Source organism: Lacisediminihabitans sp., assembly GCF_043726815.1.
GTDB lineage: Bacteria > Actinomycetota > Actinomycetes > Actinomycetales > Microbacteriaceae > Lacisediminihabitans.
In genome coordinates, this window is the sequence record NZ_JAYSJZ010000122.1 from 1 (window position 1) to 5463 (window position 5463).

The window sequence follows — 5463 nt, forward strand, 5'->3', positions numbered from 1 at the left end:
CGCCAAGTCGCATGGGACAAACCTACCGGCTGGAAGCAGCAGCGTTCCGAGGACTGTCACCGAATCCGGACCAGCGTGCCGAATCAATGAGCCGAATCAGCGACCCGCCGCGTAGCCCTGAGCACCCCGCGGATTCGCCGCGGCGGTGAGCAGCCCGGTGCTGGCATCCCGGCCCACCGAGGAGAGCCGCCCGAGGCTCCAGTCACCCGCCACGGTGATGCGATGACCCCGCGTGCGCAGCTCGGCGATGACATCCGCCCCCAACCGCCCTTCAACCACCGCGCCGCCGGGCTCCCAGGTGCGCGGCCAGAAGGACTCGGGAAACGAGGTCGTGTGGAACGCCGGCGCGTCGATCGCCTCCTGCGGTGAATAGCCGCCGACCAGGGTGCGCAGCAGGTATAGCAACTGCCACTGGTCCTGCTGGTCGCCGCCTGGTGTACCGAGGGCGGCGATCGGATGGCCGTCGCGCAGCAGCAGCGTGGGGGTGAGGGTGGTTCGTGGACGCCGTCCAGGCAGGAGCGCCGACGGCGAACTCGGGTCGAGCCACATCATCTGTAGTCGACTGCCAAGGCAGAACCCGAGCTCGGGGATCGTCGGGGAGGACTGCAGCCACCCACCCGAGGGTGTAACCGAGATCATGTTGCCCCACGCGTCGACCACATCGATATGGCAGGTGTCTCCGGCGGTGACTCCGGTGGGGGAGACCGTCGGCTCGCCGCTTCCGACAAATTCGTCGTTCGCCCCGGTGGGGTCAGACGAGTTCCGCAGCGGCGGGTGATAGGCCCGAACCCCTGGCACTGACCCAGGCCGGAATTCGCTCGAGGCCCGATCGGTGATGAGGACGCGACGCTGCTCCGCGTAGCTTGCAGAGAGAAGATAGGGGAGCGGAACCTCCACGTCTCCGTAATAGGCCTCCCGGTCGGCGAAGCTCAGCTTCTGCGCCTCGAGGATGGTGTGGGCACCGAGCGCGGTCGACGGATCGAGCCGCTCGTCGTCGAATCCGTCGAGTACCGCGAGACACTGTAACAGGGCGGGACCCTGGCCCCAGGCTGCGGATTTCGCGACGGTAACGCCCCGGAAGTCGAGCGTGACCGCTGGCTCGTAGCTTGCCCGGAAAGCCGCAAAATCCTGCTCGTCGATCACGCCGGCGTGGTCGGTGCCCGAGGAATGACGATGCTTTTCGCGCACGAACCGGGCGGCAGCCTCGGCCACGAATCCGGTGCTCCATTCTGCACGGGCCGCGTCGATCCTCCCCTGGCGGGAGTCGGCGTGCCGACCAGCATCCACGAGGCGGTCGAGGGTGTCGGCATAGGCGGTGTTCACCAGCAGCTCGCCGGCTTGGGGCACTCGGCCCTGCGGCATCCAGAGCGCTGCCGAGGACGGCCAGTGAGTCTCGAAGAGATCCGAGACCGCGGCGATCGTCGCGCTCACCCGGCCGAGTAGCGGATGCCCATGCCTGGCGTAGTCACGGGCGAAGGCAAACACCTCGCCGAGCTCCCAGCTGCCGTGGTCTCGCAGCAGCAGCAGCCAGGCGTCGACGGCGCCGGGAATTGCGGCGGCGAGCGCCCCAGCGCCTGGCACCAGGTCGAGACCCTCGGCCCGATAGTGCTCGATCGTGGCGTTGTGAGGCGCGGGGCCCTGTCCCATGAGCACGAGCGGTCGCGAGGGGTCAGCAGCGGTGGCAAAGATGCCAACGAGGTCGCCCCCCGGGCCGTTTAGATGCGGCTCGACCACATGCAACACGAAAGCACCGGCGGTGGCGGCATCGAAGGCGTTGCCGCCGCGTTCGAGCACCGCTTGGGCGGCCGCCGTCGCGATCCAGTGGGTGGAGGCGACCATGCCGAAAGTGCCGCGGAGGGTCGGGCGTGTGGTGTCGGGATTTGGCGGAGTGAATGATGTCGAAGAAGTCACGGTCTGCAAATTCTAGGCGCGGGCCGTGAAGATCGCCGGATGCGGCGGTGACCCGCCATCATGGGGACATGACACCTCCCGATAGCATCACGACACCCGGCTCCCGCTCCTCGATCAGGCGGCATTGGACGCCTCTCGCCGTCACGTACCTGGTGCTCGCCCTCATCGGGCTTGTCGGCACCTGGACATTCAACGCCCTCGCGATCGTGCAACTGCGCAACTTCGCCGGCGACTGGGTGAACAGCGGTCCGGCTGTCTCGTCTCTCACGGTGGACCTGCTGGTGGCCGCCATTGCTGGCAGCATTTTGATCATCGTGGAAGCACGCCGACTCGGTCTTCGAGGCGGCTGGATCTATGTCGTGCTCGCCGGGCTCACGGCATACGCCTTCGTGTTCCCGCTGTTCCTTGCCATGCGGCAACGGGCCCTCACCAAGCGGAAGTCTGAGGGCGGCGCCCGGGCCACCGACGCGAGGGATTGAGGGGATGTCATCCACCTTGTAACTAGGCGCCATAACGGCGGTACGCCAGAGGTGTAGCACTGCGCACCGCTCGATGCTGCCGGGTGAGCGCAGCTGTATCGGTTGAAGATCATCAGCGCATCACTCTGCCCTGCTGGGCGATAAAACCAGAGCAGTTGCTTCTGGCCTTGACCTATGTCAATGCAAGAGTGCATTAATGCGGCAGGGAATTTTGTGGTCGAAGGCGCAAAATTCGCGCCACATAATCTTCTAGGCGCCGTGCCCCCAACTGGTTGATACCAGAGTTGTGCATCGGGATGAAGTCCAGGAGGCATTCCCCCTCGTGCCCATGCGCCGTCACGGACTCACGACCGAGGATTCCGGTTTGGACTTTATGCAGTGACGCGACCTCGGACCACGCGACGACCTCGACTGAGGTCGAGGCCCGGTAGACCCGTATGGCGGAGGCGTCTGTCACCAGAACCACGAATTGGCCGTATCGATGATCTGATGAGCGCAAAGCGACTATCTGAGCAACACCTGTCTCAATCTCCTTCGCCAACGCTGTTCTCAACAACCGAAACGATCGGGTCACGAACCACGGGATCACCACCGCCCAGAGCACGCACAAGACGCCAAGACCTCCCTCGAGGAAAAGCCACACGCCCGAAGTCGGGTTCCCACTCACCAATTGAGCGATCACCAACAACGCCGGCGCGATAAAGACAAGCATCGCGCTGGTCGGCGTCATCATGGTCTGTCTGGCGTTCGATGCAGTCATTGAATCTTTCGCCTAATAACAATGGATGAGAACCCGAACGACACTCCCCGAGGAGGCCTTCCCGAGCTGGTCGAAAGAGCAACGCTGAGGATCCTCATCCACTTATTATCGCGGGAGCACAACTCGTCGTTGATGGCGCGCCACGCGACGCCAGGCGCCAGTTTTGCCGCTACCGGTGGGGGGACGTCGAACGGACGACGATGCAGGGTTCCCAGTCGGACACTCATCGCAGGCGAATCACTCCCGCGGAGTACCGGATCTCTGAGCGATAATTCGCGGGGCTAACACCAGGAGGGCAAAAGTCCCGATGACCGCTCGCACCCCGGCAAAGATCAGCACCGACCATCCAACGTCACGTCCAGTAAGCAACAGAACGACACCTATCACTACCAGTGCGATGTCCGCGGCGTACGGAACACGCAGCCAAAACAGCAGACGGCGGTTTGCTTGCATTCCTTCATCGTGCGCCGACCTGCTGAGAGGCCACCGACACGATGCCACCGGGCTGACTAAATTCACCGGACTGCTCCGTCTGTAGGCGCAAAGCTATCCGGATGTCGCACTATTCACCGACTTGGCCGTCTATTGATTCACGGAGAAGATCGGCGTGGCCGTTGTGACGCGCGTATTCCTCGATCATGTGGGTGAGAACCCAGCGCAGGCTGGGTGATCTGCCGTCCGGCCAACTCCGACGGGTCTTGCAGCCGAGCCCGCCGACCGTAAAGGCCTTTTCCGCGGCGGTCCGAGCGCGCGCGATCGACTCCTGCCACAGGGTGCGGAGTGCCTCTGGGGTATCCGCTCGGGCAGATGTCCACTCCCAATCCGGTTCTGCCGCCCAGTCCACCGAAGCCCAGGGCTCCCGGCGTGGCTCGTCGTGGAGCCAGCGTCCGAACCAGTCGTCCTCGACGTAAGCCAAGTGCTTCATCAGTCCGGCGAGAGTAATGCTGCTCGCGGTGTTGACCGGCGGCAGGCGTTGCGAGAGTTGTGTGACCGTGAGGTCGGCGCTCTTCCTTGCGAATGTGGCTCGCTGGTAGTCGAGGAACCCGGTCAAGGTTTCCCATTCGGTACCGTCCAGGGGTGGCTGTGTGCGCCCGTGCTCATCGAGGTCTACCGTCATAGGGGAAAACCTAGAGCAGAGGACAGACATGGACGCCGCCGCCGGGGAAGGATCCGACCCCTCCGCCGCTGTGCGCATCGTGCCAGCGACCGCAGAGCAGTGGCCACGACTGGGGCATGTCTTCGGACCCCGAGAGAAGGACCCCAACTCGTGCTGGTGCCAACGATTTCTTCGGCACAGGGAGTCGGACAATCGAAGCGCCCTTCGACGTGAAGTGCAGGACGCCGAAGTCCCGATCGGCTTGCTGGCCTACCTCGACGACAACGTCGTCGGCTGGACGCGGGTAGTACCGCGCTGGACGCTTCCGGGAATCACTGAGAACCGCGCTCTGTCCAGGATCCTTGACGACGATCCCAATGCATGGTGGGTATCTTGCTTCGTGCTGCGCCGCGAACACCGAGGGAAGGGCATCGGAGCCGAGCTGCTCAACGCAGCGGCGGCCTGGGCGGTGCGGCACGACGCGTCGGTGCTCGACGGCCACCCCGTAGACATCCGCGCTCTCGCTGGCGCACCGTCGCCATCCGCCCTCTTCACCGGAACGCTGGCCATGTTTCACCGAGCCGGGTTCACCGAGATCGGGCGAACCTACCCAACCCGACCTGTGATGAGACGCAAGCTCCTGCACCATTAGCGAATACTCCAACGCGACAGCTCCGAGGTCCATCCGATCTGACGCCGAACGCGCCGATGCTGTCTCCCAGGGGAACGATCATCGTGATGGAGCCGAAGTCACCATCGCAGTTCAAGATGGAGTTGGATGGGCCCGTGCGCGAGTCCAGCCGCGCTAGCCTGACGCCATGGGCTTCTCGCTGCTCGCACTCGTGGTGCTCGTCGGCCTGCTCGGTCCGCTGCTGGCTGGCCGAGAATCCTGGCATCTGCCGGCGGTGGTGGGGGAGTTGCTTGGAGGGTTGCTCGTCGGGGCCTCCGGTCTTCGACTACTCGACTCGAAGGAACCGACCTTCACCGTGCTTGCTCAAGTCGGCTTCGCCCTGGTGATGTTCGTTGTCGGATCGAACGTGCCGGTGCGGGATGTCACGGTGCGGCGCGCGCTCCGTCGCGGACTCGTCGGCGCGGTACTCGTCGGGGTGCTGGCCGCTCTCGCGGGCATCGTCCTAGCCGCTCTGTTCGGCACCGGTCACGGCGCGCTGTACGGGGTGCTGATCGCCTCGTCATCCGCCGCCCTCATCCTGCCGATC

Annotated in this window: 5 protein-coding genes and 1 pseudogene; 3 read left to right on the forward strand and 3 right to left on the reverse strand. The window is 64.6% G+C overall.

The genetic code is table 11. The annotated features are described in order from the left end of the window. Window positions 1-96: 96 nt before the first annotated feature. Window positions 97-1839 carry a gamma-glutamyltransferase family protein gene (locus tag ACHZD8_RS17735; RefSeq protein WP_394771748.1) on the reverse strand — a complete coding sequence of 581 codons (1743 nt, stop codon included), beginning with the start codon at window positions 1837-1839 and terminating at the stop codon, window positions 97-99. Between the two features lie 140 nt (window positions 1840-1979). On the opposite strand from ACHZD8_RS17735, the gene ACHZD8_RS17740 reads away from it, so the two are divergent. After that, the gene (locus ACHZD8_RS17740; protein WP_394771749.1) at window positions 1980-2390 is read left to right on the forward strand and encodes a DUF2834 domain-containing protein; all 411 of its coding nucleotides are present in this window, start codon (window positions 1980-1982) and stop codon (window positions 2388-2390) included. 193 nt (window positions 2391-2583) lie between these two features. On the opposite strand, the gene ACHZD8_RS17745 is transcribed toward ACHZD8_RS17740, so the two are convergent. Further along, window positions 2584-3150, reverse strand: a complete 567-nt coding sequence (locus ACHZD8_RS17745) for a hypothetical protein (RefSeq protein ID WP_394771750.1) — start codon at window positions 3148-3150, stop codon at window positions 2584-2586. Window positions 3151-3712: 562 nt separating this feature from the next. Next, a complete protein-coding gene (locus tag ACHZD8_RS17750; RefSeq protein ID WP_394771751.1) occupies window positions 3713-4267 on the reverse strand; it encodes a DinB family protein in 555 nt (184 codons plus the stop codon). A 214-nt stretch (window positions 4268-4481) separates the two neighbouring features. Between ACHZD8_RS17750 and ACHZD8_RS17755 the strand changes: the two genes are divergently transcribed. Then, complete coding sequence (locus ACHZD8_RS17755; RefSeq protein WP_394771752.1) at window positions 4482-4898, forward strand: GNAT family N-acetyltransferase; 417 nt, start codon at window positions 4482-4484, stop codon at window positions 4896-4898. A gap of 166 nt (window positions 4899-5064) precedes the next feature. Then, window positions 5065-5463, forward strand: a pseudogene (locus tag ACHZD8_RS17760) (cation:proton antiporter); the annotation flags it as partial.

Bases quoted from the DNA above. Each gene is read 5' to 3' on its own strand.
- ACHZD8_RS17735 (WP_394771748.1), bottom strand. From the start codon at position 1,839: ATGGTCGCCTCCACCCACTGGATCGCGACGGCGGCCGCCCAAGCGGTG.
- ACHZD8_RS17740 (WP_394771749.1), top strand. From the start codon at position 1,980: ATGACACCTCCCGATAGCATCACGACACCCGGCTCCCGCTCCTCGATC.
- ACHZD8_RS17745 (WP_394771750.1), bottom strand. From the start codon at position 3,150: ATGACTGCATCGAACGCCAGACAGACCATGATGACGCCGACCAGCGCG.
- ACHZD8_RS17750 (WP_394771751.1), bottom strand. From the start codon at position 4,267: ATGACGGTAGACCTCGATGAGCACGGGCGCACACAGCCACCCCTGGAC.